This window comes from Mycobacterium sp. DL (assembly GCF_039729195.1).
Classification (GTDB): Bacteria; Actinomycetota; Actinomycetes; order Mycobacteriales; family Mycobacteriaceae; genus Mycobacterium; species Mycobacterium hippocampi_A.
This window is the reverse complement of sequence record NZ_CP155796.1, coordinates 4990560-5015875: the sequence shown is the minus strand read 5'-3', so window position 1 is coordinate 5015875 and position 25316 is coordinate 4990560. Positions and strand designations below refer to the sequence as shown.

Here is a 25316-nt window from a genome sequence, read left to right as displayed (position 1 = left end):
GACTCCTTTGTCGCGACGGGGGGAACTGCATCGGTAGCGGTGGACTGGTCGGCGAAGCGGCGGCGCAGCGCCAACGACACATAAACCAGCGCCACCAGCACCGGGACCTCGATGAGCGGGCCGACGACTCCGGCTAGGGCTTGTCCGGAGGTGGCGCCGTAGGTGGCGATGGCAACCGCGATGGCCAGCTCAAAGTTGTTGCCCGCCGCGGTGAACGCCAGGGTGGTGGTCCGCTGATAACCCAGCCCGATCGCCGCACCCAGCAAGTAACCCCCGCCCCACATGATCGCGAAGTACACCAGCAACGGCAGCGCGATGCGTACCACGTCCAGCGGCTGGCTGGTGATCTGGTCACCTTGCAGCGCAAAGAGGATCACGATGGTGAACAGCAGCCCGTACAGGGCCCACGGCCCGATCTTTGGCAGGAATGTCGACTCGTACCAGTCGCGACCCCTAGCCTTCTCGCCGAGTCGGCGCGAGAGGTAGCCGGCCAGCAGCGGGATGCCGAGGAAGATGAGCACCGACTTGGCGATCTGCCACGGCGAGGTGTCGATGGTGGTCTGTTCCAGACCGAGCCACCCCGGTAGGACGGACAGGTAGAACCAGCCCAGGACGGCGAACATGATGACCTGGAATATCGAGTTCAGCGCGACCAGGACGGCGGCGGCTTCGCGGTCTCCGCAGGCCAGGTCATTCCAGATGATGACCATGGCGATGCATCTGGCGAGACCCACGATGATGAGGCCCGTGCGGTATTCGGGTAGGTCCGGCAGCATCAGCCAGGCCAGGGCGAACATCAGCGCCGGGCCGAACACCCAGTTCAAGAACAACGAGCTCAGCAGCAGTTTGCGGTCACCGGTCACGGTGTCGAGGCGGTCATAACGCACCTTGGCCAACACCGGATACATCATGATCAGCAGGCCCAGCGCGATCGGCAACGAAATACCGTCAAGCTGCACGCTTTCCAGCGCGGTGTTCAGACCCGGGATCCAGCGCCCCAGCAGCAGACCGGCGACCATCGCGATGCCGATCCACACCGGCAGGAACCGGTCCAGGGTAGACAGTTTTGCGACGACCGGTGTTGAAGAACCCGAGGCCACGGTGTCGGTCATACCGTCACCCCTGCCAGCGCTGCCGCGTTGAGATCCAGCAGCGCCGAGAGGTCACGAAGCGCTTCGGGGACCACGGCGTAATACACCCACGACGCCCGACGCTGCGAGGTCAACAGGCCAGCGTCGCGCAGCACCTTGAGGTGATGTGACACCGTGGGCTGGGAAACGTCAATGCCACCGGAAATGTCACAGACGCACGCCTCACCACCGGAATGGCTGGCAATGGCGCTGAACAGCCGCAACCGCACCGGATCGGCCAGCGCCTTCAACTTCTTGGCCATTTCGGTAGCGGCCAGCTCCGTCAGCGGCTCACGCAGCAGCGGCGGGGTGATGCAGCAGGCGTCCGCCCCACCACCGTCTTGATTCGACATACGTCGATATTGACAGTCATCAAATCAAGACGCAACCAAACAACTGGTGAACTCGCGGGACGATCGCTTGATACCTCACTCGGAGCACGTCGACGGCCCAGACTTCGCCGGGAGTCTTTGAGTCTCATTCGACCGGGCCGAGCTGATGATCTGTCTGTCATCAGTCCGGACGACAGCGCTCAGAGGGACGGAGCGTCGGTGGTCGTCAGGACGTGCGGCGCCAGCAGCATGGGGTCCGCCTCGGTGAGGGCGGCCAGTCTGGCCGCCTTGCGGTCGGCGTGCTCGATGGTGATGCGTAGCTGGTTGACGTCGCCCAGCCACCGATTCTTCTGGGCTTCGTCGACCTGGGCTCGAAGGTTGTCGCGAATCGCGTTGAGCCTCGCCGCTTGGGACGGTTCGACCTCGCAGAAATCGCACCGGAGGCAAGCATGTTCATGGCTGCAGTCAGATCCGTAGGGACGGTGGCAGTTGCCGAGCGCGATCCGGCGCTGGCCGAAGTGCTCGATGAAATCGTCCCATTCGGCTTGTGTGGGCTCACGATATTCGGCGGAGGGTCGCGCCTGTCTGCGGTTGTCAATGAAGCGGTCGTACGCTTCGAAGACATCTTTCTGGTACACCGCCGTGTATCCACGGGTGACCTCGATGTTGTTGTGACCCACGATCCGTGCTGCCAGATGAATGGGAAAGCCAGAGTTCACGATGTCGGTGATGAAGATCCGACGGAAATCATGGGGCGTGAAACAGAGTGCGGCACCATCGGCGCCCGCTAAGGTCATGCTGTTGGCTAACTCCGACAGCCATTTTCGGACTGTGCACTGGTTGATTACGCGGGAACGTCCGCCCTCGCGGATCTGGATCAGATGCGGCAGCGGCGCGGATACCTGGCGCTCCTGCGTGTCGATACGGCAGCACAGCGGGACCCGGCTGTCGATGCTGACAAAGTCCACCAGTCGCGCCAACGTAGTCGTCAACTCCGGGCTGCAGGGAAATATCCGCTCTTGATCGGTCTTGCTAGGTGCGATCTGCAGGAGCGGAATGACGGTGCCATCGGGCTTGCGGTACTGCTTAATGCTCAAATGCGTCAGTTCGAGCATCTCTTCGATCCGGATGCCGGTGTGGCGCAGAATTTCGATGATGGTCCACGTCATGAATGCGCGGGTAACGTTGTACTGCAGGTCGACTCGTGTCTCTGCCCCATCTCGCAGGGTGTTGATGCGCACCCGATCGGGGCGTTTGCGCGGGGCGTGCTTGATGTAAGTGTTCCCCTGCACGGAGAAGGGTTCTCCGACCGGCGCGGTCTTGGCTGCGTCTCGCAACTCGACGGCTTGCAGGTAGGCCGCTCGGGCCGCGGCGACGAGTGCATCGATGTGCGGTGCGAGGGTGCGGGTGCGTGCTTGCATGCGGTGTGCCCGCTGGGCCCGGCGCTTCTGTTGCCCTCGGACGTCGCGGATGCTGACCGGACACGAGACAGCCCAATGCGCCCAGGTGGAGGGATCCTCGTGGGCCCAGGCGGCCACATCGAGGTAGAAGCTGCGGACCGCTCCCAGAATGCTCTCTGCGTGGCGGCGCGGTGTTCCGTCTGGTTTGGTGCGCAACCACTCCTTCCATGCGGTTGCCTGGGCTTTGGTCAGGCTGATTGTGTCGATGCCGGGATTGGCGTCTTCGATCGGCTTCCAGAACAGCTTCACCAGGTTTCGGCTTGTTCCGTCGAGGCTGGCGTAGTCCTGGCCGGCGGCGATTTCAGCAAGGTAGGCAATCAAGAGCCTGCGAACGCTGGGGGCTCGCACGTCGAAGCGGTCGACCAGTTCGGTGGGGTTGAGGCGTTTGGCTATCAGGTAGCGCCGCAGATCGTCGGCTTCACCGGCGAACAGCCCGCCGCGGCGTCCGTAATGCCACATGGCGTGAAGATCGCCCGGCGTCCTGCCGGTTGAGGTCAGAAACTTTCGGTAGCCCAACACGTGCTGGCTCTGTAACTCGGTGACTGGCAGTCCGTTGACGATGCTGATGCGCACAAGGTGGGTGACGGTTCGCCACGTCTTCAGTTCGGGTGCGCCCTCGTGCTCCGCAGCGGCGAAGTAGCGATCCCACACGGCGGGTTCGTGGGTGGTTGTCCAGTCGCGGTAGAAACGGGCCTGCTTGTTCTCGATCAGCCAGTCGTAGCCTGGGCGAATCACGCCCAGGAGAATGAGGGCGTTGATTGACAGCCGCGCTCCGAGCCGCGTGTATGAACCCGTCGATAGGGCGGGACACCAGGCTTTCGGCTGGTTGTCGGAATCGCTGGCCTTCCAACGGTCTTGATAGCTATCGCCGGCGTAGCCGTCCAACCAGTCCAACAGCCGGCTCAGCCAGAGCTGGGCGCCGCTGCGGGCTTCCGCCTCGCTGCGGTATTTTGCACTCATCCGCGCCATTACCAGCGGAACCCCCGAGGCAATGATGCGCTCGCGTTCAACGGCGGTGGCGGTGTTTCCGAACCACGGGTGGTCCTTGGCCATCGGCGATAACGGCGGCAACACTTCGACTGGATGGTTGGCGAACACAGACGAACTCGCCAGTGACTGTGCACGCGTGAGGACCCGCGGCATCAGAAGGTCCGACCGAAGAGCACCTGGAGGTCTTCTGCCGCGTAGCCCTTCGCTGGCGCGGGTGGAGGCGAGGGGGGCTTGTGCCAGTGCTGGTCGAGTTTGTCGATGAGTTCGGTGAGGCTGGGCCGCAGGTAACGGGTCGTGCTGGCGATCGACGCGTGGCGCATCAGCTCCTGCATCTCCGCGATTGTCATGTTCTCGTCTTGCGCGAGCCGCATGCAGAAAGTGTGGCGGAAGTCGTGCATGGTCACATTGGAGCCCAGCAGCGCGTTGCTGCGCTCGAGGACTTGTCGCATGGCCCAGTACGTCAGCGGTCGTCGGCAACCGCGGACCGTCATCCATACCGGCTCGTCTGGAGGCCCCACCGGGCGCTCGGCCAAATATCGGGCAATCCAAAGAAAGGCGGTTGGACTGATGCGAACGAGTACACGACTTCCATTGCCGCCCTTCGGAATGATCTCCGCGGTCTGGTCCGCCGCGTGAAGCAAACCCCGCCGCATGCTGAGCAACTCACTGGCTCGTAAGCCCGAAGAGATTGCGGTAGCCACAACGGCACGGTCCCGATTGGTTCTCAGCGAGGTGAACACCTCCTCGTAGAGGTCCACGCTGAGCGCGCGTGGCGCTCGCTCAGCCACCTTCTGCCGATACGGCGCGCGCTTCTGCTCATGTCGGAGCGGACCGTCGAAATGTTGGCGATGTGCATCAACTCGACTGATATCCCGACGCGATTTCGGAACCGGGTTGATCAACGGCCCCATATCCGCCTCGAGAGCGAACTGGTAGAAGCTGCTAAGCGCCGACAGCCGGCGATTGATCGACGAACGAGCGTAGGACGAGTCAAGGTAGGGCTTACCGGTCCGCTCATTTACAGAGCCCGGCGCGGGCCGGTGACTCTCCGGGCTCGATCCACGGCGACGTTGAGGATTCGCCCGACCCCGGTACCACCGAACCCAATCACGCACTTCACTTCGCGTCGCACTAACCCAGCAAACCTGCACTGCGTCAAGGAAGCGAGTCCAGCTCAGCAGGTCATACGCATAGGCGCGAAGCGTCGCCGCCGAGTTGTCGCAAGCGTCGAGATCGGCAAGCCACAGATTGACATGGACGACTCCTGCACCCGATCCATCGACCAAACGCCATGGCAACGAGCCCGACTCTCCGCGCTGAACCGCGCCGACCTTCGGAACGTCGAGACCCGCGACAGCTCGTAACTCGGCTTCGTCATCCATTGCAACCCCCGGTTCAAAACCTCAACGCTGCCGAGATTAAACAGCCGGACCGACAAAGCCCCCCTGCGTATCCTCGCAGCGTGCCTATCCGAACTGCAGTTAACAGGACTCTGGCCTACCTTGTGCGAGCCGATGGCTGGGACTACTCCGTCGAAGCGGCCCGCGCCGGCACAGCCCGGTCGTACGTCTACGACGGCGTACCCGTGAGTCGACACAACTCGATCCAGGCCGCTGAGAGCGAAGCCAGAGATGCCGGCCGCGGTTTGTGGGGTCCACCGTGCTTTGGCAACACAGCGTCTACGGCCACCACCCAACCCCAATCCGCCTCTCCCGCTGCACCTCCGACGGCGGACACCGCACCGCCGCTCGGCCTGTATGAACCGCTGATGCCCTCCTCGAGCGCCTACTACGAGAACTGCGCGGCCGCGCGCAGGGCCGGCGCCGCGCCGCTGCTGGCGGGACAGCTGGGATACAGATCAGGTCTCGACGGAGACGGTGACGGCGTCGCCTGCGAGTAGCGGTGAGCAGATGTGAGGACGCCGCATATCCGTCCTGTCACAACACATTTCGAGTTGCGGGTCGCGGACGGGCAGGAGTTCGAATCCGGGGCACAGGCATCGTGCGCCGAACCTAAGCGTCGAGCCTCCAGTACGTCGGTCGCCACCAGTAGAGCACGGTCCAGTCGTAATCGGGCCAGTCCACGACCGGTGATACTCCCCACGCCTCGAAACGGTCACGCCTCGGATCCAAGGGTCGCCAACCAGGCTCAACCATTTCGACATCTGTCGGCGGGCGCACATGCGCCGTCATCCTCAACTTGCAGGAACCGAACTCGCGAAAATTCGCTTGCCCCTCGATAAGCGACACATCATTCGCGCCACCGCTCATAGTCGGCCAGCGGAGCTGAGAGACATCGTCTTCCCAGAAGCAGATCGGGCAGATGAAGTAGCTACCGGGCTGTTCCGGAATCGTGAGGTGCCCGCAGCACACGCAGGGGTACACCCGCCCGCCTCCTTCTGCCTAGATCCACACATTGAACCGGAACTCACCACTTCGCTGTCAATACGAACCCGCAACTCGATCCGGCCGCTAGGAGTTATAGCGTGCGGGGGACAGCCGCAGAACAGGAATCTTCCGCGACTCGCCGCTTCGCTTGTCATGCAAAGCGAACACCCGGGCGAGACGGTCGACCGCTAGGGCAAACAGCCGTTCCCGGTCTTTCCCATCAACCACCTCGCTCGCGGTAAACGCGCCACCACGAGTCCCGATGTACAACTCGCACCGCGGGTTGGCACGCAAGTTGTGATACCAAGCTGGATGCCGCGTGCTGCCGTAGTTCGAAGCGATCAGAATGACATCGCCTCTATCGGTGAAGTACGACAGAGGTACTTCGCGGCGTTCGCCACTGCGGGCGCCGACGGACGTCAGCACCACCATCGGAACGGAGACACTGAGCTTCAGGCGCCCGCGGCTGGCATTCATTAACCGTACCTCGAGGGGCGCCCCAACTTTTCGCCACACAGCCAGGCCCGTCTTGCTCGCCGCAACGAAACCCCCCAGCCACCACCACACTCGCCGTCTCCATCGCCCTCGCGACTCGAGGTCAACGCACGGTATCCCGTTGATGGCGACCTGGCCGGTCACCTCATCATCGTACGAATTAGGTGAGAGGGGTGGCGTGCATATGGCCAAGCCCAAACATGAAAGCCCTGGCGCAGACAATCCGATTATCCGCGACGGCGAGCATGCCTCTTGCATGTTGAGCCGGAATTGCACGTCCCATCACCGGGCCAATCTCTCAGCGCGACGAATAGCGCAGATGGGCGGTGCCGTCGTCAAAGATTTGGTGTCGGGCGAGAGTCACGTCGAGGCGTACGTCGCCCGGTAGGGCTGACAGGCCTCCGCCCACGACCTTCGGCACCACGAAGATATGGAACTCATCAACCAGTCCAGCGCGGATCGCAGCGGCCGCCGTTGTGGGCCCGAAGATCTCGACCGCGGCAGGGGCGTCGGCGACGATCCGCTGCAATTCAGCCAAGCTCAGGTCGGGGACCAGACGGACTCGTTCCGACTCGACCTCCTCGGGCGTCAGCGTCGACGACACCACCACTTTGTTGATGCCGCGCCACCGCCGCGCGAACTCCCGTTCTGCCGGGGACCACTCCTCGTCGACCGGATCGGTCTCCCAGTACTGCATCAGCGCGAACGTCTTGCGCCCCAACACCTCGGTCGAGACCTCAGCCATACGATCGACATGCGCAGCGAACGTCTGCCCACCCGGGGCGGACCACTGGAAGTCGCCGCTCGCGTCGGCAACGTAGCCATCGAGGGACATTATGGCGTTGTAACTCAGGGTTCCCATGCCATTGAGACTCCCTCACGCGGCGAAACTGATCGCGTCCTAGAGGTTGAACCGGAATATGGCGTCGTCGCACCGCCAAACAACGTCACCCTCCATCCGCGAGCACCTCGAGCGTCCCTCGTGGCCAAGACAACGCCATGCTCGCGCGCTGCCAACGAGACCAAAGCGCCGGATGTTTTTGCTCCTCCTGCGATACCTCGCCGGGCAAATTCGCGATGCGCGGATCTCGAGGCACGGGCACCGAGCTGCAACGACGCGGCGAAGTTCCCATCGATCAACGCCACCGCGTCGCCGTCGGCCATCGGGCACTTTGCACTGGGCACTGGGCACTGGGCACTGATTCACGCGCTTACGATCGACCCATCTGGTCCAAGGCGACGCTCAGAGAGGTGCTGGGGATCTTGACCAGCCCGCCGTAGGGCTGATCCATTTCGAGCATCATGAAGATCGGGCCGGCGAGTGCAATCGCGGCGACCAGTAATGCCGCGATCACGCTGGCGTTGCGCGGTGCGAACAGCCCGAAACTGGCAAAGATCACCGCCAGCCACGCCACGACGACCACGAAGAATGCCCATGGGAATCGGCTTTCGATCTGCCCGACGGTCGTCCACCGCGACTCGGCAATCGTGTTGGTGTTCTCCAGCGCGTTCGACTGCAGCCACTGCTGTCGCTCCGTCCGCGGCGACAGTTCAAAGAGCTCTCGCTGAACCAAATTGATGCCAGCCCCACTGCTGAGCGCGGTGAGCGACACCGCACCGCCTTCCTCCGGCCAGATCTGGTGAATTCGTTGTGCAAGTAGATCCTTGGCCAACGCTCGTGTTGGCGCGGTCTCCGGCCCATACTCGGCCAAGGTCCGATCTAGCATGATGAATTGCACTCCCGCACTGCGCAACTCACCTTCTTTCTCGGCAAGCGAGCTGATGGAGGAGCCGGTGAGGAGGCCGAGCACCACCGCCGACAGTGTCCCGAGCATGGCCATGATCGTCCTGATGGCATCGCGCGACTCCGGGCTTATATGGGGATCAGGAAGGATCTTCCCGAGAAACATCCCCAATAGCGCGCCGCCGAAGATGATGGCAAAGACACCGACACCGATCAGAACGTCTTTCATTTGGCCCCTCGCTCTCCACCGCGAGAACAGCGAAGAGTGCCTGCGGTTGGCCGCGTTCAACGTACTGCCTGGCGTTCGGCTTGTATGGGGATCGATGAGCTTGCGCTCTATGGCACCGGCGAAAGCTGTCGAGAGCCTCAGCCCAAGCTCGGCCACTTCATACGGCTGGCCGCATGCGGTGCCGCACGGCACCCTGTCCTCTTACACGTTGAACCGGAACTCCGCCACGTCGCCGTCCTGGACGAGGTGCTGGCATACCCGACCCGGCTGCGGCGTTCTGTGGCGGCTCGCTGATGGCTAAACGTGCGGTGATCGAGGCCCTGTGCGAAGTCCGGTTGCACCGTGGTCGTCGCGGGTCCAAGACGTTCGACCTCGACACGTTCTCATCAACTGGCGGTGCCGAAGTCAGTCGGCGAGTTGCCTGCCAAAGTCGGGTTGTTGTCCTGCACCTCAACATGTTTCGGCTGGCGAACACGAGCGCTAGTCGGCTACAGTCGCATTGACCCCGCGATGAGCAAGCCCTGCAAGAAGGGGTGGCACCAAAACGTCGGCCCAGATGGTCCTGACGGGCGGCACGCCCGAGCTATTCGGGCGTCGACAACGGCGTCCACGCACGTCAACCAGAGGGAAGCGCAGGGCATTCCTACTCAGGGACAGGTGTGAAATCCACCGACTCAACCCGGAGATTTCGCATGATGGCCGCTACGGCGCGCCACATCACGAGCGCGGCGGGCGCATCATGCCGCCGGGTCCCATCATGCCGCCGCCCATCATCCCCTGCATCATCGCTGGCATGCCCTCGCGCACAAAGCCGCTGACCTCACGGGCATGGTCGCGGATGGCTTCGACGATGTTCGGGTCGTCGGCGGTCTCCTCCGCGATTACACCCGTCGGAGTGAAAGTGAGTTGGCGGCGATAGCCACCGGCATTCCGAAAGAGTGTCGGCAAGCTACTGCTCATGCACATGACCTCGGATCCCTGCCCCAGACGGTCGTACATGCTAGACACGTGGGCCTGTAACTGGGCCGCCAGGTCTGGCGAGTTCGATTCGGTCGTGGTGCGCACGCCGCCGGGGATCTCATCGACGACTCGATTGATCTGGTTGTGCCGCATGAACATATCCATGTAGCTGCTCATGTCCGCCGGGCCGACGCCTATCATCCCGCCGTCTCCAGGCCCGTTGGTGAGCCGGAACCCGGGCGTGCGCGATTCGAAAATGCCGCGCAGGCCATAGCCAACTCCAAGAACACTGCCCGCCGCCAATACGCCGAATGCGGCGAGCGCCGCACGGCGATTCATCAACCGCGCCATCGTGACCTCACGGCGACCACCCCCATGGCCGATGCGTGGTCGGAGCCGTGGTCGTGGGCGTCTGCCGACCCGGCCACGGGCCGCCTGGTCCCGTCATGCCCGGCCCCCTCTGGCCGTACGGTCCCATCTGACTCGGTCCCATCATCCCCGGCTGGTGATATCCATCTCGAACTCGACCTGTTGCGCCTGCCATCGTGGTGAGGGATGGCGACTCAAAGACGCGCCGCTCCCCTACTGCTGCTGCGGCTCGTTCTGTCCCGGACTCACGAGATTCAGCCATCGTCCAATAGTCGCTGGCTGTCGAATCGGGGTTGTAGGGCATTTGTGCCCCTAAAGCGCGGCACAGTGTCGTATTTGTTCAGCCGCCGCCTCCCGGTGATGCGGCTCATACCGCGCTCTGTTCAGTCGTCGTCGTCATCGTCCTCGACCAGTTCCCCCTCCCAGGCTTCCCTGCCTTCGTGGATGGCGAACGCGGCGATGACGAAGCCAGCAACGGGGTCGAGCCAGCCGGCGCCGGTGAGGGCGTACAGCCCGACGCCGAGCAGCGTGGAGATGCTCAGCAGCACACAGATTCTCGTCTCGGCGGCATCGGCGAGGATGAGGTTGTCCTTGAGTTGGGTGCCGACCTTCTTCTTGGCGGCAGCCAACACCGGCATCACGATCATCGACGCCACCAGCAGACCGATCGCCAGTGACGAGCTTTCGGGCTCCTCGCCGCCGATCAGGCTGCGGATGCCCTCGATGGTGACGTAAGCGGCGAGCAGGAAGAACGTGCCGGCGACCAGCTTGAGAGCGATGCGCTCCTTACGTTCATCGGCGTGGCCGTGGCGCAGCCGCGCCGAAAGTCGGATAGCGACCAGGACACCGGCGATCGATTCGATGCCCGAGTCGATGCCGAACCCAACCACGGACACCATCCCGGCCATCAGCCCGGCGGTGATGGCGACAGCGCCTTCGACGACGTTGTAGCCGACGGTGAACTGAGCCAGCCGCAGTCCTTGGCGGGTGAGCCGTTCTGTCTCAGCGGCGGTCAGCGTGGTGTCGGGTGTGCTCATCGGGTCGGGTTGTCGGTGCCGTAGGTCGGGCACAGCGCGACGGCGTTGCCGGTCGCGGTGAGCAGGGTTTCAGCGGAGGCCAGGAGGTCGAGTAGCTCGGGTCGGGCCAGCGAATAGAACATCTGTCGGCCTTCGGGGCGTCCGTTGACCAAGCCGCAGTCCCGCAGGCAAGACAGGTGCGACGAGACCGTCGATTGGGGAAGGCCGAGCGCTCGCAGCAGGTCGACCACTCGCGCCTCGCCGCCAGCCAGGTGGCGGACGATGGCCAGCCGGGTCGGATCGGACAGGCCGTGGAACAGGGCGACTGCACCCGCCAGGTCCTCGCGCCCAGCCGGAGGAATGCGACTTCTTTTCATCGGCATTACACGATGATAGCTTCTGAATACGATTCAACCACTTATGCCGATGATAACGGTGGCACACGATGAGATGAGGTATCCGATGAAGCTGAACGCCATCGAACGGGCCGCGATGAACAACCCGATCCGCGCCGCCCACCAACACCTCCGGGAAGCGGCGTGGTTTCGCCGTCTTGCCGGTGGCGACCTCGCGGGCCAGGACGTGCTCGAAGTCGGGTGCGGTCGCGGCGTCGGGGCCGAGGTCATCCTCGACCGACTCCACGCCAGCCGGGTCACCGCGTTCGACCTTGACGAGCGCATGGTCGAGGTGGCGCGCCGACGCCTGCATGACCGTCCGGTGTCGCTCTCAGTCGGCGACGCCTGCGAGATCAAACAACCAGCCGCCAGCCAGGACACCGTGATGGATTTCGGCATCATCCACCACGTTCCGCAGTGGCAGCAGGCCATCGCCGAGATCACGCGAGTGCTGCGACCCGGCGGACAACTGCTGTTCGAGGAGGTTCCGCGCCACATGCTTGAGACGTGGGCGTTCCGCACGTTCACGGTGCACCCGCGCGAGAACCGTTTCGACGCCGAGGAGTTCGCTACCGAGCTGGCTCGTCACGGCTTGCACGGCACTGCGCGGATCGAGCGACACCTCGGCGGAGTGCTGTTCGTCGGAGCCGCTCGCAAGTCCTAGGCGGGCGGCCGTCGTTCGGCCCTGGGTAAGACTGAAATGCCCTCCCCTGTCGGGAAACCTGTGGGTTATTATGTTATCCCGCAATGCGATTCGTTACTCGCGGTGCGCGTGGTTTGCACACCTGAGTGTCACGCTCGACGGCATACCGGCACAGCCGATAACGCGACTGCGCCAAGTGGCAGGTAGTCGTCCTCCGGCAGCGGCGTGAGAGTCTCGCGCGCCACCTCGCTATTACTGCTTCGTCTTAGACGTTGAACCGGAACTCCACCACGTCGCCGTCGGCCATGGCGATAAACGGCACTGCATCGAAAAACGGCGGCCGCCTAGAGTCACCTTCATGACGGAATCCCTCATCAGGCTCCGCTACACCGAGGTATCAGATGTCTACACACGCATGTTCGGTACCGTCGCCCATGTCGATGCCGACGACCTCCAATTCCTCGACCGTAACTTCAGGCGTTGCGTCGGCACGATCCTTGATGCCGGCTGCGGACCCGGCCACCTGACCGGCTATTTGACTGACCTCGGCTTCAAGGCAATGGGGATAGATCTAGTTCCCGCGTTCATCGAGACCGCCCGCGCGAATCGGCCCGACGTAGAGTACGCCGTTAATTCGATGTGCCCCCTCGACCTGCCGGGCGGTTCCCTAAGCGGGATCCTCGCTTGGTACTCCCTGATCCACTACGAACCTGACGCGGTCGGAGATGTTCTGAATACGTTTCGTACGGCGTTGTCCGACAACGGAAGCCTTGTGGTCGGCTTCTTCGAGGGCGACGATTTGGAACCCTTCGCGCACAAGGTCACGACCGCTTATCGATGGCCCGTCGAAGAAATGTTGACGATGCTGTCGGCGGCCGGATTCGTCGAGGTGGATCGGTTACGGCGACCAGGTACGGATCTGGTCAGATCGCACGCTGCTCTCGCTCTCGTCGCCCAATGACCTCGCGACGTCGAACCGAAACGCACCTACACGTTGAAGCGGAACTCCACCAAAGTTCGGTCGCCGAACAACTTCACCTGTTGATGTAGGCGCGCTAGAGGACGCGCGCCGAAGATTCCAAATGGCCGCGGATGTAGGCCACCGTATCGGCAACGCTCAGTTCTGAGGTGTCGAGCCAACAACCGATACGCGGGGTGGTCGATCGGAGCCAATCGTCGAACATCGAGATGTCAGCCTGGCCGGGCTGATACGCAGCCTTTCCGCGGGTGGCCTGTCGTTCGGCGTTCCGCTCAGCGACGGCCTCAACTGACGGTGCCAACACCACGACAGAGAGCGGACGACTCCTGATGTGGTTGACGACGTTTTGCAGATGTTCTCCCAGGATGATGTCCTGCAGTACCACCATGAAACCTGCTTGCGCGTAGCGATCTGCTGTTTCGGCCGCCAACTCGTACCGCAGCGCGAGCTGCTCCAAAGCCTTGGGCTCGGGCGTCGTACCCCCCATCTCCACCCGGCCGTTCACGATCATGCGACGGAACAGGTCTCCGCGGACGTGGACGCTGTTCGGCAGACTCTCCGCCAGTGCCTGGGCAACCGTCGATTTGCCAGCCGCTTGGATGCCGGTGATGACAATGATGGACACACGCACATACTGCTTGACGGGTGCGCCGGATTGCGAACGATTTCGGTCGGGCCTACACGTTGAACCGGAACTCCACCACGTCGCCGTCGGCCATCACGTACTCCTTGCCCTCCATCCGGACCTTGCCGGCGGACTTGGCCGCGGCCATGGAACCGGCGGCGACGAGATCGTCGTAGGACACGATCTCGGCTTTGATGAAGCCCTTTTCGAAGTCCGAGTGGATGACGCCTGCGGCCTTCGGCGCGGTATCCCCCTGGTGAATCGTCCAGGCGCGGGCTTCTTTTGGACCCGCCGTGAGGTAGGTCTGCAACTTCAGCGTGTGAAACCCTGCCCGCGCCAACGCATCCAGGCCTCGCTCGGTCTGGCCGATCGACTCGAGCAACTCCGCGGCCGACTCCTCGTCGAGCTCCTGGAGCTCGGCCTCGATCTTCGCGTCCAAGAACACCGCATCGGCCGGCGCGACCAATTCGCGAAGCTCGGCGACCCGCGCGGAATCGGTGAGCACGGACTCGTCGGCGTTGAACACGTACAGGAAGGGCTTGGATGTCATCAGGTTCAGCTCACGCAGCATCGACACGTCGACACCGGCGGAGAACAACGTCTTGCCGCCGTCTAACACCTGTTGGGCAGCGGCCGCCGCATCGAGTACGGGCTTGCGATCCTTGTGGGTCCGCGCTTCCTTCTCCAGCCGAGGCAGTGCCCGCTCGAGGGTCTGCATGTCGGCGAGAATCAACTCCGTCTCGATGATCTCGATGTCGGATTGTGGATCGACCCGGCCGTCGACGTGCACGACGTCGTCGTCGGCGAACACCCGCACCACCTGGCAGATGGCATCACTCTCGCGGATGTTGGCCAGGAACTTGTTGCCCAGGCCGGCTCCCTCGGACGCCCCTTTGACGATTCCCGCGATGTCGACGAACGTCACCGGCGCGGGCACGATCTTCTCGGAGCCGAAGATCTTCGCCAGCTCGTCGAGCCGTGGGTCCGGCAGCGCGACCACACCTTCGTTCGGCTCGATCGTCGCGAAGGGGTAGTTGGCAGCCAACACGTCGTTTCGTGTCAACGCGTTGAACAACGTCGACTTGCCGACGTTGGGTAGTCCGACGATTCCCAGATTGAGGCCCACGGGATCCACAGTCTAAGCGGTGTGATCGGCTCGCCAATCCACGCTGGCGGCGTCTCGTCGAATCAGCCGGTACGGTCGATCTGTGTCAGGACAGCGCGCGCGGCCGTCGATACCGGCCGATCACCGCTCCGTGCACCCCAACATTCCAGGAGTTCCCTGGTGGGGTGCCGTCCTCATCGCGGTCGTCGCGTCGCTGCTCGGATTCGCCTTCGACTCCGGCGGGCAGGAGCTGAGCGGGCTCTTCTCCGCATTCTTCGTCTTCGGCTGCCTGGCCGCAGTGCTCGCGGTACGACGATCCGGGGTGTTCACCGCGGTCATCCAACCGCCTCTGATCCTGTTCGTCGTGGTTCCCGGCGCGTACTACGTGATGCACAGCGCGGAGATCCAGGGCATGAAGGACATCCTGATCAACTGCGGCTATCCGCTGATCGAACGCTTCCCGCTGATGTTCTTCACCTCGGCGGCAGTACTCCTGATCGGCGGCGCACGCTGGTACTTCGGCACATCCACCCCGCAGGAAACACCCGCCGCCGAGGCCACCCCCTCAGCGGGCGGGCGGATCTCGGCGAAGTTGTCGGCATTCCTGGGCGGCACTCCCGACGCCGATCCCTCCGACCGGGACGCGCAGCGCCGCCATTCGGCGGAGCGGCGGCCGACTCGCTCGTCGAAAGCAGCGGCGCAGCGAGCCGACCCGGCAGCGCGCCGCGCGCGGGCCGCCAAGCGCGAGGGCAGTCCGTCCCGGTCCCGGCATGCGCGTCCACCGGACACCGAGATCATCGAAGCCGTCGAGGCCGTTGATCGTCCCCGCAGACGCCGGCCCCGCCCCAGCGAACCGCCTCCGGCGGACGTACCGCGTCGACGCCCCCGTGGGTCGGACAGAGATCCGCGCGCTGCGCCGCCCGCGGAACGCCGCACCTCGAAGGAACGCGCCGAGCGTCGCGAGCGGGACCGTCCCGACCGGAACCGAGATCGTGACCGCCGCGACCGTCCCGAGAGTCTGGACCGGGAGCGTCCGCAACGGCGACGTCGCTCCGGCGATTGGTCCGGTCCCGAAGAACGTGGCGGATGGTCCGGCCCCGCCGAACGTGACGGCTGGTCCAGTCCGGGACGTGACGGCTACGAGCCCCTGGAACCGCACCGTCGGAGCGCAGCCAGTTCACACCATCCGGTCTCGCGGGTGCGCTACCGCGGTGCGGACGAATCGGTCGACGGCCCCGAGTACCGGCCGCGTCGGCGCCCGCCGCGTGACCACGAACCCGACCGGTGGGAGTACGACATCTAGCCGGTGGCCCGCAGGAATTGACCGGCTGCATCCACAGCGGGTCCGGAACTGCCTGCGTCGCTGACGAATACCGCCAGCGCCAGGTCGCCGTCGATGCCCACGAACCAGCCGTGCGCGTTCTGGTCGTCGATGTACTCAGCGGTGCCGGTCTTCCCGAGCAGCCCCGGGATGTCCTGCAGTTGGGTCGCGGTCCCGCCGGTGATCGTCTCGCGCATCATCGCCTGCACCTGCTCGTCCACGGTGGCCGGAAGTGGCTCCGGCGTGCGGTCGGCCACGCCGGGTTCGCCCTCGACGATCGCCGGCGCAGGAACCGATCCGTGCGCCAGCGTCGCGGCGACCAGCGCCATGCCGAACGGCGAGGCGATCACCTTCCCCTGGCCGATGCCTGCCTCGACCCGCAGTGCGGGGGTGTCGGCGACCGGCACCGATCCGGTGACCGTCGTCATGCCCGGCGCGGTGTAGTCGATCCCGAGGCCGAGTTGCGCGGCGGCCTGGGTCAGGCCGTCGGGAGGGAGGTTCACCGCGAGCCGGCCCATGGTGGTGTTGCAGGACTTCGCGAACGCCGTGTGCAGCGGCACCTCACCGAGATCGAAGTTGTCGTCGTTGGGAATCTGCCTGCCCTCGATGTTCTCGGTCCCCGGGCAGGCGACGACGCTGTCCGGAGTGACCTGCCCGGACTGCAAAGCCGCCGAGACGGTCACCGTCTTGAACGTCGACCCCGGCGGATACAGGCCGGTCAGCGCGATGGGCCCCTGCGCGTCGGCGGGCGCGTTCTGCGCCACAGCCAGCAGGTCGCCCGTCGACGGCTGAATCGCCACGATCGTCGCCGGCGTGGTCAGCGGTGCCAGCGCGTCCTCGGCGGCGCGTTGCAAGCCGATGTCCAGCGTGCTCGCGATGTCGCCGACGGGCCGAGCGTCCTGCCCGCCGACGCGTTGCGCACCGGCGCTGGTCTCGGCGCTCACCGCCCACCCGGCTGCTGCATCGGTGCGCTGCTGCCACAGGTCGGACAGGCCCGAGAGCGTCGGCGACGTCAACGCGCGGTCGGTGGCCAACAGCCTGAGCTGCTGGTTGAGCGTGACGTTCGGCAGCCCCGTGAGCTGCGACTCGATGGGCGCGAGGTCTTCCTGACGCAGGATGACCGCGGTGACCGGTTTGCCCGCTGCGGCGTCGAGGTCGCGCGCCAACGACTCGGGTGTGATGCCCGGCGCGATCGGATTGAGCAGTGCTGCAACAGCATTCACGTCGACACCGGCGGTGATGTCGACCAGGGTGACGATGTGCTGGGTGAGCAGTTCCGCCCCGGTGCGGTCGAGGACCCGTGCCGCAGGTTGTGGGACAAGCGTGCTGTAGCTCAGCGGCCCCTGGTCGAGTCCGGGAGCGACGGTGGTCGGGTTCCACCGGATGCGCCAGTCGTCGCCGTCGGCGGTGGCCGCCCCGTTTGTCGAGTAGGTCCACTCGTTGCGGCCGTCGGGACCGAACTTCCACGTGGTGTCGAGGGTGAACGTCGCCGCGCCGTCCTGCTCCTCGGCGGTGCCGGCGTCGACGCGGACGTCGTTGCCGAGACTGGCGAACAGCGCGCCGAGGGTGTCGGCGGCCGCAGGCTCGTCGGTGGTCAGGGCTGCCGCAGCGGCGTCGTCACCGCTGCTCAGCGCCTCGGCGAAGGACCGCAAGGTGGTGTTCAGCCGGTCTGCGGAGTCGCTGCAGCCGGCGAGGACCAGCAGGACCGCCACAAGCACCGCCAGCGGCGCACGTGCGAGGGATCGGGAGTTCGACCGTGGTGTCACGGTCGTCGAAGGTACCCGCTGTCAGCGTGGGGGACGGATCTCTCGCGGCAAGGCGAACACGAGTGTCTCGTTGGCCGTGGTGACCGGCTGAACCGTGCCGAAGCCGTATTCGGCCAGCCTGTCGAGAACGCCGCGAACCAGGACCTCGGGCACCGATGCGCCGGAGGTGACGCCGACGGTGGTGACACCCTCCAGCCACGCCGGGTCGACGTCCTCGGCGTAGTCGACGAGGTGGGACGCGTTCGAGCCGGCACCGAGCGCCACCTCGACCAGTCGCACCGAGTTCGACGAGTTCTTGGACCCGACGACGATGACGAGTTCGCACTCCGGCGCCATCGCCTTGACAGCGACCTGGCGGTTCTGGGTCGCGTAGCAGATGTCGTCACTCGGCGGATCCTGCAGCGTCGGGAACTTCTCCCGCAGCTTGCGCACGGTCTCCATGGTCTCGTCGACGCTCAACGTGGTCTGGGACAGCCAGATCACCTTGTTCACGTCGCGCACGGTCACCTTGTCGACCGATTCCGGGCTGTCGACCACCTGGACGTGCTCGGGAGCCTCACCGGCGGTGCCGACGACCTCCTCGTGTCCCTCGTGGCCGACGAGCAGGATGTCGTAGTCGTCGCGGGCGAAGCGCTTGGCCTCGTTGTGCACCTTGGTCACCAGCGGGCAGGTGGCGTCGATCGTCTTCAGATTGCGTTCGGCGGCCTCGACGTGGACGGTCGGTGCGACACCGTGGGCGGAGAACACCACGATGGCGCCCTCGGGAACCTCGTCGGTCTTCTCGACGAAGACCGCCCCGGCCTTGGCCAGCGTGTCCACGACGTAGCGGTTGTGCACGATCTCGTGGCGGACATACACCGGAGCGCCGTGCTTCTCCAGCGCACGCTCGACAGTCTCGACTGCGCGGTCGACCCCGGCGCAGTACCCGCGGGGCTCGGCCAGCAGCACACGCTTGCCGGAAACCTGGCCGGCGACCGAGCTGGCCGCCCCCGGAATCCCCATGTTGATAGTCGTCGGCATGAGTCCAAGGGTACTGACCCGCCGCCCTCCCCGCCCAGCCGTAGGCTGAGGACCATGGCAACAGCACCGTACGGGGTCCGTCTGCTGGTCGGTGCGGCGGTGACCGCCCTCGAGGAAACCCGCAAGCTCCCCCAGACCATCCTGATGTATCCGATGACCGTGGCGAGCCAGCTCGCGCAGATGGTGATGAAGATGCAGCAGGATGTCGCCGACTTGGTCAACAAGGGCGATGAGACGATCGACTCCCTGTTCCCGCCCAAGGACGAGCAGGCCGCGTGGGCGACGTTCGACGACGAGGTCAGCACCGACGACTCCCCCGGCGCCGACGTGGTCGACCTGCCGGTGCGCGACGGTGAGCGGCTCACCGAGGGGCGTTTCGCGCTGTTCAGCGGCGAGCCGGAGACCCCCAATGCGACACCGTCTCCGGAGCCGGTGACCACAGAGCCGGCGGCCGGTGCCGTCCCCGAGATCGTCACCGAACTCGGCTATCAGGATCTGACGCTGGCCCAGTTGCGTGCCCGGTTGACGACACTGCGGGTCGCCGACCTCGAGGAGCTGCTCAGCTATGAGGAGTCCACGAAGGCGCGTGCTCCGTTCCAGACCCTGCTGGCCAACAGGATCACCCGCGCCTCGGCGAAGTGACGGCGCCCGAGCAAGGCAAGTCCGCCGACAATCCGTGGCCGGTGCGGGCCGTCGCCACTCGCCTCGCCAAGTACATCGACCGGCTCGGCACGGTGTGGATCGAAGGCCAGCTGACCGAGCTGAAGGTGCGCCAGAACACCGCGTGGATGGTGCTGCGTGATCCCGCCGCCGACATGTCGCTGACCGTCAGTTGCCCGCGGGACCTAGTGACCAACGCTCCGGTGCCGCTCTCCGAGGGCACCCAGGTGATCATGCACGGCAGGCCGCAGTTCTACACCCGCAACGGATCCTTCAGCCTGCGCATCAGCGAGATCCGAGCCGTCGGACTCGGCGAGCTGCTGGCTCGCATCAACCGGCTGCGCCAACTGCTCGACGCCGAGGGGCTGTTCGATCCGCGGCTGAAACGGCCGATCCCGTTCCTGCCCGACACCATCGGGCTGATCACCGGACGCGCGTCGGCGGCCGAACACGACATCGTCGCCGTCGCGACGAACCGCTGGCCGGCGGTGCGGTTCGCGCTGCGAAACACCGTGGTGCAAGGTCCGAGTGCGGTGCCACAGATCGTCGAGGCGCTGCGGGCGTTGGATGCCGACCCCGAGGTCGACGTCATCGTGCTCGCGCGCGGTGGCGGCAGCGTCGAGGATCTGCTGCCGTTCTCCGATGAGACGCTGTGCCGGGAGATCGCCAGGTGCACCACGCCGGTGGTCAGCGCGATCGGCCACGAGCCGGACAACCCGCTGTGCGACCTCGTCGCGGACCTGCGGGCGGCCACGCCCACCGATGCCGCCAAGCGGATCGTCCCTGACACCGCGGCCGAACAGGCGCTAGTGACCGATCTGCGGCGGCGCAGCGCACGTGCGCTGCGCAACTGGGTGAACCGGGAGCAGCACACGCTCGCCCAACTGCGCAGCAGGCCGGTGCTGGCCAGACCGCTGGAGGCGGTTGATGCACGCGCCGCCGAGGTGCATCGCGCGCGAGCGGCCGCCCGGCGCGACATCACCCGCATGGTGGGCGCCGAGTCCGAACGGATCGGGCACCTGTCGGCGCGGCTGACCACACTGGGACCGGCTGCGACACTGGCCCGCGGCTACGCGGTCGTGCAGACCCTCCCGCCGCCGGGCGGGGCTGCGAAGGTCCTGCAGTCGGTCGCGGACGCGCCGGCGGGCGCCCGCCTGCGAATACGAGTGGCCGACGGCGCCGTCACGGCGACCAGCGACGGTAGTCAGGGAGACGGATCATGAAGCCTATTAGTGCCCTCGGATACGAGGAAGCACGCGACGAACTCATCGATGTCGTGCAGCAACTCGAGCAGGGCGGTTTGGACCTGGATGCATCGCTGAAGCTCTGGGAAAGAGGTGAAGAACTGGCTAAATGCTGTGAAAAGCACTTAGCTGGAGCTCGCAAGAGGGTGGAGGATGCGTTGGCCGCCGGAGACACCGAAGAAGGTTGATTCCGGAACCATCACGTGTGCCGGATCTCGAAATTGGAACACGTTTCAGTTACCCTCCCCTGCATGGGTGATGCATCTCTGACGACTGAACTCGGCCGGGTCCTGGTGACGGGAGGCTCCGGATTCGTGGGCGCGAACCTGGTGACCGAACTGCTCGAGCGTGGTTTCGAGGTTCGCTCGTTCGACCGCGCCCCGTCACCGCTACCGGCCCATCCGGGCCTCGAGACGATCCAGGGTGACATCACCGATCTCGACGACGTGGGCAGGGTGGTCGCCGGCATCGACACGGTGATCCACACCGCGGCGATCATCGATCTCATGGGCGGCGCGTCGGTCACCGAGGAGTACCGCCGCCGCAGCTTCGCCGTCAACGTCACCGGTACCGAGAACCTGGTGCACGCGGCTCAGAAGGCCGGGGTGAAGAGGTTCGTCTACACCGCCTCCAACAGCGTGGTGATGGGTGGGCAGCGCATCTCGGGCGGAGACGAAACGCTGCCCTACACCGAGCGTTTCAACGACCTCTACACCGAGACCAAGGTCATCGCCGAGAAGTTCGTGCTCGCAGCCAACGGCGGCGACGACGGCACGGGCATGCTCACCTGCTCGATCCGGCCCAGCGGTATCTGGGGCCGGGGCGACCAGACCATGTTCCGCAAGGTCTTCGAAAGCGTCCTCGCCGGCCACGTCAAGGTGTTGGTGGGAAACAAGAACGTCAAGCTGGACAACTCCTACGTGCACAACCTGGTGCACGGTTTCATCCTGGCCGCAGAACACCTGGTGCCGGGCGGATCGGCGCCGGGGCAGGCGTATTTCGTCAACGACGGCGAACCCATCAACATGTTCGAGTTCTCGCGGCCCGTGGTCGAGGCCTGCGGTCAGACGTTGCCGAGGTTCCGGGTGCCGGGCCGGCTGGTGTGGTTCGCCATGACACTGTGGCAACGGCTGCACTTCCGCTTCGGGATACCCAAGCCGCTACTGGAACCCCTTGCGGTGGAACGTATCTACCTGGACAACTACTTCTCGATCGCCAAGGCGAAACGCGATCTCGGATACCAGCCGGTGTACACCACCAGCCAGGCGCTGGAGCACTGCCTGCCCTACTACGTCGACCTGTTCGACCGTATGAAGGCCGAATCGGCCGAACCGGTCCTGCGGGCAGCCGCACCCGCCCCGCCCGCGGGCTGACGCGGCGAGTCGTCATCATGTGATGACGACACCGGGAGGGACATGCCCCACTTCTGCTCGACCGACAGCGGTGACGCGCAGATCGCCTACCTCGACTCCGGCGGGAACGACTGCGGTGCACCGATCATCTTCGTGCCGGGCTTCACCGACGTCGCCGACGACTACACCGAGATGCTGCCGTCCCTCGGTCGACGGGCGGCCATCGTCGAACTTCGTGGACACGGACGCAGCCAGGCCGCACCGGGGCCGTACGACTCGGACACCCTCGGCCGCGACGTCGGTGCGGTGGTCGACGCGATCACCGACGGACCGGTGCATGTCATGACGTTCTCCCGCGGCACCACCTACGCGCTGGCGTGGGTCCTCACGAATCCCGATCGGGTGCGGTCGATCTCGATCGGCGACTACGTTCCCGAGGAAATCGAGCTCACCGAGGACATCATGCTCGGCCTGCTCGACGGTCGCTGGCGCGGGACGCCGGTGCGCGACCGCGTGGACCACGACGCGGCCATCGCCACCGTCCGGGCCGCTCGGACGCAGTCCTTCTGGGAACCACTGTCACGGTCGCAGATCCCGCTGATGGCAGTGCGCAGTCCCAGCAGCCCGGTCATCAACGACGCCAACTGGGCCCGATACCGGCGCCTGTTCCCGGAGGCGCGACTGCACGAGTTCGCCAATTCACCGCACGACATCTTCCGTCCGGTCCGCACCCGGTTTCCGTCTCTGGTTCGCGAGCACATGGCCGCTGCGGAGAAGGCCATTATTTCGCTCGAAGATCGCGGAACACCTGCCTGAGCATCCGTGTCACGCCGCGCACCGCGAAGACACCTGCCAGCGTGGACAGCGAGATCATCAGGATGAACATCAGCATCCAGTGCGGTCGCTCGTGGCTGACGTTCCACCACACGAAGGTGAACAGCAGCGCACAGACGAAGAGCACGATATCTCGCCAGTTTCCGCTGTAGGAGGCGGCAGCCTCACGGAGAGCCTCGCCTCTGCGATTTGCCGTGATCAATGCGTCGATTCGATGATCGATGCTCTGCTGCAACCGCTCCCGTCGCTCGGTTTGCTCTTCCGGCAGCCGGTCGAGCAGGTCCATGTCCTTGGTGATCGCCGCACGAACATCGGGCGACTTCACATTGCCCGCTGCGATCCCGAACAGTGCTCCACCTGCGATGGGTGCCGCCCCCAAAGCAAGTTCACTGAGACCAGGCATCTGTACCCCCAACTTCTCATCGGTCGCATCCGGGCGAGTGCGGAGCCTCGGATGCGCGTCGACCTGACGCATCACATGCGTCTACCCACTCGCGCTGATCACGATGCAGACACGCCCGAACGCAATCTTCGCCGCGGTCTCTCACCCGTTCTGGGTGAGAGGTCCACTTCTTTCAATTGATATCTGTGTCGCGACCAGCGCGCTCGACAGAAGTTGCGGCGAACAGTAGGCATTCGCAAGCGGCGGTACTAGCGTTGACCGAGACCGATACCGCGACGGGGCACTGAGGAAGCGAGCGCACAATGCCGAACGGAAAGCCGAACATTCTCGTCATCTGGGGTGATGACATCGGCATCTCCAACCTGAGTTGCTACAGCCGCGGAATGATGGGTTACCACACGCCCAACATCGATCGGATCGCTGATGAAGGAATGCTTTTCACCGATTCCTACGGCGAGCAGAGTTGCACCGCGGGCCGGTCGTCGTTCATCACCGGCCAGAGCGTATACCGCACCGGGATGAGCAAGGTCGGCATGCCCGGCATGGACATCGGTCTGCAGAAGGAGGATCCGACGATCGCCGAACTGCTGAAGCCGATGGGCTACGCCACCGGGCAGTTCGGCAAGAATCACCTCGGCGATCTGAACAAGTTCCTGCCGACGGTGCACGGCTTCGACGAGTTCTTCGGCAACCTGTACCACCTCAACGCAGAAGAAGAGCCCGAGCACGAGGACTACCCCACAGCAGACGAAGCCCCGCTGCTACGCAAGGCGCTGATGCCGCGCGGCGTCATCCACTCCTGGGCCACCGACGAGGAGTCCGACGAAGTCGACGAGCGCTACGGGCCCGTGGGAAAGCAGCGCATCGAGGACACCGGGCCGCTGACGAAGCTACGGATGGAGACCGTCGACGACGAGACCACCGACGCGTGTATCGATTTCATCAACCGTCAACACGATTCGGACACCCCGTTTTTCGTCTGGATGAACATGACCCACATGCACTTCCGGACACACACCAAGCCGGAGAGCAGGGGCCAGGCCGGCCGCTGGCAGTCGCCTTACCACGACACGATGATCGACCACGACAATCACGTCGGCAGACTGCTCGACCTGGTCGACGACCTCGGCATCGCCGAGGACACGATCGTCATCTACAGCACCGACAACGGCCCGCACGCCAACAGTTGGCCGGACGGTGCGACGACGCCGTTCCGCAGCGAGAAGGCCACCAACTGGGAAGGCGCGTTCCGGATTCCCGAGGTCATTCGTTGGCCCGGCAAGATCAAGGCCGGGTCGGTGTCGAACGAGATTGTGCAACATCATGACTGGCTTCCGACGTTCCTGGCCGCCGCCGGCGAACCCGACATCGTGGACAAGCTCAAAGCCGGCCACAAGGCCGGGGCGGACGGCCAGACCGACTACAAGGTCCACATCGACGGGTACAACCTGCTGCCGTACCTCACCGGGGAGGTCGACAAGAGCCCCCGGCGCGGAATGATCTACTTCTCCGACGACGGTGACGTCCTGGGCATTCGGGCCGACAACTGGAAGGTTGTCTTCATGGAGCAGCGCTGCCAGGGCACGCTGCAGGTGTGGTTCGAACCGTTCACCAGGTTGCGCGCGCCGAAGCTGTTCAACCTGCGTACCGACCCGTTCGAGCGCGCGGATGTCACGTCGAACACCTACTGGGACTGGATGATCGACCGGGTTTACCTGATGTTCTACGCGTCCGCGATCGTCAACCAGTTCCTGGAGACCTTCAAGGAGTTCCCGCCTCGCCAAGAGCCTGCATCGTTCACCATCACCAACGCTGTGGAGGAATTGGAGAAGTTCCTCGCCAGTAGCGGTGGGTGAG

Annotated in this window: 24 protein-coding genes and 2 pseudogenes; 11 read left to right on the top strand and 15 right to left on the bottom strand. The window is 64.7% G+C overall.

The annotated features are described in order from the left end of the window. Positions 1-62 precede the first annotated feature (62 nt). From arsB to ABDC78_RS23975, 4 genes and pseudogenes are all read right to left on the bottom strand, one after another. Positions 63-1112, bottom strand: a pseudogene (gene arsB, locus ABDC78_RS23990) (ACR3 family arsenite efflux transporter); the annotation flags it as partial. Beyond that, on the bottom strand, positions 1109-1483 hold the full coding sequence (locus ABDC78_RS23985; RefSeq protein WP_083741740.1) for a metalloregulator ArsR/SmtB family transcription factor: 375 nt from the start codon (positions 1481-1483) through the stop codon (positions 1109-1111). The gene ABDC78_RS23985 and the pseudogene arsB, both read right to left, overlap by 4 nt. A gap of 179 nt (positions 1484-1662) precedes the next feature. Further along, positions 1663-4020: a site-specific integrase gene (locus ABDC78_RS23980; RefSeq protein ID WP_236950560.1), complete on the bottom strand. Its 2358-nt coding sequence runs from the start codon at positions 4018-4020 to the stop codon at positions 1663-1665. Positions 4021-4064: 44 nt separating this feature from the next. Beyond that, positions 4065-5294, bottom strand: coding sequence for a tyrosine-type recombinase/integrase (locus ABDC78_RS23975; RefSeq protein WP_083741738.1), 1230 nt, complete (start codon positions 5292-5294; stop codon positions 4065-4067). On the opposite strand from ABDC78_RS23975, the pseudogene ABDC78_RS23970 reads away from it, so the two are divergent. After that, positions 5204-5503, top strand: a pseudogene (locus tag ABDC78_RS23970) (hypothetical protein); the annotation flags it as partial. The gene ABDC78_RS23975 and the pseudogene ABDC78_RS23970 sit on opposite strands and share 91 nt — an antisense overlap. Before the next feature lie 177 nt (positions 5504-5680). Continuing rightward, the gene (locus ABDC78_RS23965; protein ID WP_306172949.1) at positions 5681-5812 is read left to right on the top strand and encodes an excalibur calcium-binding domain-containing protein; all 132 of its coding nucleotides are present in this window, start codon (positions 5681-5683) and stop codon (positions 5810-5812) included. Positions 5813-6383: 571 nt separating this feature from the next. On the opposite strand, the gene ABDC78_RS23960 is transcribed toward ABDC78_RS23965, so the two are convergent. The 6 genes from ABDC78_RS23960 to ABDC78_RS23935 all read right to left on the bottom strand — a co-directional run bounded on the left by ABDC78_RS23960 (position 6384) and on the right by ABDC78_RS23935 (position 11489). After that, the gene (locus tag ABDC78_RS23960; protein WP_256736359.1) at positions 6384-6776 is read right to left on the bottom strand and encodes a nitroreductase/quinone reductase family protein; all 393 of its coding nucleotides are present in this window, start codon (positions 6774-6776) and stop codon (positions 6384-6386) included. A gap of 316 nt (positions 6777-7092) precedes the next feature. After that, a complete protein-coding gene (locus ABDC78_RS23955) occupies positions 7093-7656 on the bottom strand; it encodes a dihydrofolate reductase family protein (protein ID WP_178361165.1) in 564 nt (187 codons plus the stop codon). A 349-nt stretch (positions 7657-8005) separates the two neighbouring features. After that, a complete protein-coding gene (locus ABDC78_RS23950) occupies positions 8006-8767 on the bottom strand; it encodes a hypothetical protein (protein ID WP_178361164.1) in 762 nt (253 codons plus the stop codon). 717 nt (positions 8768-9484) lie between these two features. After that, complete coding sequence (locus ABDC78_RS23945; protein ID WP_178361163.1) at positions 9485-10078, bottom strand: hypothetical protein; 594 nt, start codon at positions 10076-10078, stop codon at positions 9485-9487. Between the two features lie 401 nt (positions 10079-10479). Further along, positions 10480-11133, bottom strand: a complete 654-nt coding sequence (locus tag ABDC78_RS23940) for a cation transporter (protein WP_178361162.1) — start codon at positions 11131-11133, stop codon at positions 10480-10482. Continuing rightward, positions 11130-11489, bottom strand: a complete 360-nt coding sequence (locus ABDC78_RS23935; RefSeq protein ID WP_178361193.1) for a metalloregulator ArsR/SmtB family transcription factor — start codon at positions 11487-11489, stop codon at positions 11130-11132. The genes ABDC78_RS23940 and ABDC78_RS23935 overlap by 4 nt, the downstream gene beginning before the upstream one ends. Positions 11490-11574: 85 nt before the next feature. Between ABDC78_RS23935 and ABDC78_RS23930 the strand changes: the two genes are divergently transcribed. Further along, positions 11575-12171 (top strand): class I SAM-dependent methyltransferase, encoded by a 597-nt coding sequence (locus ABDC78_RS23930; protein WP_178361161.1) that lies wholly within the window; start codon positions 11575-11577, stop codon positions 12169-12171. A 337-nt stretch (positions 12172-12508) separates the two neighbouring features. Next, positions 12509-13111: a class I SAM-dependent methyltransferase gene (locus ABDC78_RS23925; RefSeq protein WP_178361160.1), complete on the top strand. Its 603-nt coding sequence runs from the start codon at positions 12509-12511 to the stop codon at positions 13109-13111. Positions 13112-13205: 94 nt separating this feature from the next. On the opposite strand, the gene ABDC78_RS23920 is transcribed toward ABDC78_RS23925, so the two are convergent. Then, the gene (locus tag ABDC78_RS23920; RefSeq protein WP_347133212.1) at positions 13206-13760 is read right to left on the bottom strand and encodes an AAA family ATPase; all 555 of its coding nucleotides are present in this window, start codon (positions 13758-13760) and stop codon (positions 13206-13208) included. 46 nt (positions 13761-13806) lie between these two features. Next, positions 13807-14880, bottom strand: coding sequence for a redox-regulated ATPase YchF (ychF, locus tag ABDC78_RS23915; protein ID WP_178361159.1), 1074 nt, complete (start codon positions 14878-14880; stop codon positions 13807-13809). An 82-nt stretch (positions 14881-14962) separates the two neighbouring features. On the opposite strand from ychF, the gene ABDC78_RS23910 reads away from it, so the two are divergent. After that, on the top strand, positions 14963-16162 hold the full coding sequence (locus ABDC78_RS23910; RefSeq protein WP_178361158.1) for a DUF6542 domain-containing protein: 1200 nt from the start codon (positions 14963-14965) through the stop codon (positions 16160-16162). Here ABDC78_RS23910 and ABDC78_RS23905 read toward each other — a convergent pair. Then, positions 16159-17946, bottom strand: a complete 1788-nt coding sequence (locus ABDC78_RS23905; protein WP_178361157.1) for a penicillin-binding transpeptidase domain-containing protein — start codon at positions 17944-17946, stop codon at positions 16159-16161. The two genes, ABDC78_RS23910 and ABDC78_RS23905, sit on opposite strands and share 4 nt — an antisense overlap. Before the next feature lie 21 nt (positions 17947-17967). Then, entirely contained in the window at positions 17968-18966 is a 999-nt protein-coding gene (locus ABDC78_RS23900) for a 4-hydroxy-3-methylbut-2-enyl diphosphate reductase (protein ID WP_178361156.1), read from the bottom strand. Positions 18967-19020: 54 nt separating this feature from the next. Here ABDC78_RS23900 and ABDC78_RS23895 point away from each other — a divergent pair, with 54 nt between their 5' ends. The 5 genes from ABDC78_RS23895 (at position 19021) to ABDC78_RS23875 (ending at position 23038) form a co-directional block, all read left to right on the top strand. Then, positions 19021-19608 carry a lipid droplet-associated protein gene (locus ABDC78_RS23895; protein WP_178361155.1) on the top strand — a complete coding sequence of 196 codons (588 nt, stop codon included), beginning with the start codon at positions 19021-19023 and terminating at the stop codon, positions 19606-19608. Further along, entirely contained in the window at positions 19605-20849 is a 1245-nt protein-coding gene (gene xseA / locus ABDC78_RS23890) for an exodeoxyribonuclease VII large subunit (protein ID WP_178361154.1), read from the top strand. The genes ABDC78_RS23895 and xseA overlap by 4 nt, the downstream gene beginning before the upstream one ends. Beyond that, positions 20846-21058 (top strand): exodeoxyribonuclease VII small subunit, encoded by a 213-nt coding sequence (locus ABDC78_RS23885; RefSeq protein WP_178361153.1) that lies wholly within the window; start codon positions 20846-20848, stop codon positions 21056-21058. The genes xseA and ABDC78_RS23885 overlap by 4 nt, the downstream gene beginning before the upstream one ends. Before the next feature lie 63 nt (positions 21059-21121). After that, on the top strand, positions 21122-22243 hold the full coding sequence (locus ABDC78_RS23880) for an NAD-dependent epimerase/dehydratase family protein (RefSeq protein WP_178361152.1): 1122 nt from the start codon (positions 21122-21124) through the stop codon (positions 22241-22243). Positions 22244-22285: 42 nt separating this feature from the next. Then, entirely contained in the window at positions 22286-23038 is a 753-nt protein-coding gene (locus ABDC78_RS23875) for an alpha/beta fold hydrolase (protein WP_178361151.1), read from the top strand. Here ABDC78_RS23875 and ABDC78_RS23870 read toward each other — a convergent pair. Next, the gene (locus ABDC78_RS23870; RefSeq protein WP_178361191.1) at positions 23004-23459 is read right to left on the bottom strand and encodes a hypothetical protein; all 456 of its coding nucleotides are present in this window, start codon (positions 23457-23459) and stop codon (positions 23004-23006) included. The two genes, ABDC78_RS23875 and ABDC78_RS23870, sit on opposite strands and share 35 nt — an antisense overlap. Positions 23460-23761: 302 nt before the next feature. On the opposite strand from ABDC78_RS23870, the gene ABDC78_RS23865 reads away from it, so the two are divergent. Further along, positions 23762-25315 carry an arylsulfatase gene (locus ABDC78_RS23865; protein WP_178361150.1) on the top strand — a complete coding sequence of 518 codons (1554 nt, stop codon included), beginning with the start codon at positions 23762-23764 and terminating at the stop codon, positions 25313-25315. Position 25316 lies beyond the last annotated feature (1 nt).

Coding starts and splice junctions, on each gene's coding strand:
- ABDC78_RS23985 (WP_083741740.1), bottom strand. CDS start 1,483: ATGTCGAATCAAGACGGTGGTGGGGCGGACGCCTGCTGCATCACCCCG.
- ABDC78_RS23975 (WP_083741738.1), bottom strand. CDS start 5,294: ATGGATGACGAAGCCGAGTTACGAGCTGTCGCGGGTCTCGACGTTCCG.
- ABDC78_RS23965 (WP_306172949.1), top strand. CDS start 5,681: ATGCCCTCCTCGAGCGCCTACTACGAGAACTGCGCGGCCGCGCGCAGG.
- ABDC78_RS23960 (WP_256736359.1), bottom strand. CDS start 6,776: ATGAATGCCAGCCGCGGGCGCCTGAAGCTCAGTGTCTCCGTTCCGATG.
- ABDC78_RS23955 (WP_178361165.1), bottom strand. CDS start 7,656: ATGGGAACCCTGAGTTACAACGCCATAATGTCCCTCGATGGCTACGTT.
- ABDC78_RS23950 (WP_178361164.1), bottom strand. CDS start 8,767: ATGAAAGACGTTCTGATCGGTGTCGGTGTCTTTGCCATCATCTTCGGC.
- ABDC78_RS23945 (WP_178361163.1), bottom strand. CDS start 10,078: ATGGCGCGGTTGATGAATCGCCGTGCGGCGCTCGCCGCATTCGGCGTA.
- ABDC78_RS23940 (WP_178361162.1), bottom strand. CDS start 11,133: ATGAGCACACCCGACACCACGCTGACCGCCGCTGAGACAGAACGGCTC.
- ABDC78_RS23935 (WP_178361193.1), bottom strand. CDS start 11,489: ATGAAAAGAAGTCGCATTCCTCCGGCTGGGCGCGAGGACCTGGCGGGT.
- ABDC78_RS23930 (WP_178361161.1), top strand. CDS start 11,575: ATGAAGCTGAACGCCATCGAACGGGCCGCGATGAACAACCCGATCCGC.
- ABDC78_RS23925 (WP_178361160.1), top strand. CDS start 12,509: ATGACGGAATCCCTCATCAGGCTCCGCTACACCGAGGTATCAGATGTC.
- ABDC78_RS23900 (WP_178361156.1), bottom strand. CDS start 18,966: ATGCCGACGACTATCAACATGGGGATTCCGGGGGCGGCCAGCTCGGTC.
- ABDC78_RS23895 (WP_178361155.1), top strand. CDS start 19,021: ATGGCAACAGCACCGTACGGGGTCCGTCTGCTGGTCGGTGCGGCGGTG.
- ABDC78_RS23885 (WP_178361153.1), top strand. CDS start 20,846: ATGAAGCCTATTAGTGCCCTCGGATACGAGGAAGCACGCGACGAACTC.
- ABDC78_RS23880 (WP_178361152.1), top strand. CDS start 21,122: ATGGGTGATGCATCTCTGACGACTGAACTCGGCCGGGTCCTGGTGACG.
- ABDC78_RS23875 (WP_178361151.1), top strand. CDS start 22,286: ATGCCCCACTTCTGCTCGACCGACAGCGGTGACGCGCAGATCGCCTAC.
- ABDC78_RS23870 (WP_178361191.1), bottom strand. CDS start 23,459: ATGCCTGGTCTCAGTGAACTTGCTTTGGGGGCGGCACCCATCGCAGGT.
- ABDC78_RS23865 (WP_178361150.1), top strand. CDS start 23,762: ATGCCGAACGGAAAGCCGAACATTCTCGTCATCTGGGGTGATGACATC.